The sequence below is a fragment of the Nocardia sp. NRRL WC-3656 genome (genome assembly GCF_000720265.1).
Taxonomy (GTDB): domain Bacteria; phylum Actinomycetota; class Actinomycetes; order Mycobacteriales; family Mycobacteriaceae; genus Nocardia; species Nocardia nova.
The window spans coordinates 1-238 of the sequence record NZ_JOJF01000143.1 but is presented as its reverse complement, the minus strand read 5'-3'; the positions used below and the strand labels follow the sequence as shown (position 1 = coordinate 238).

Annotated in this window: 1 protein-coding gene; it reads right to left on the bottom strand. The window is 64.7% G+C overall.

Annotated features, from left to right (window positions below; genetic code table 11):
* Positions 1-238: hypothetical protein (locus IG65_RS35600; protein ID WP_036526746.1), on the bottom strand; the 238-nt coding region annotated here is incomplete at both ends.

The following is a 238-nucleotide window of genomic DNA, read 5'->3' as shown; positions in this document are numbered from 1 at the left end:
CGATGTGCTGTTGGGGTTCGAGCGAGTAGATGTGGGCGCGGATGGGGATTTCGGTCGAGAGGTCGAATCGGTATTCGGCCAGTTCGGCCAAGGCGTCGTGGATGTCTTGTTCGGGCAGCGGTATTGCCGCGGGGCCGTGGCGTCGCCACATTCCTGGTCGGGCCGGCAGTACCTGCTGGAATGGCACGCCGTCGGTGGCGGGGAATATGGTGCGCAGTGATTCGTGGCGGGCCAGGAC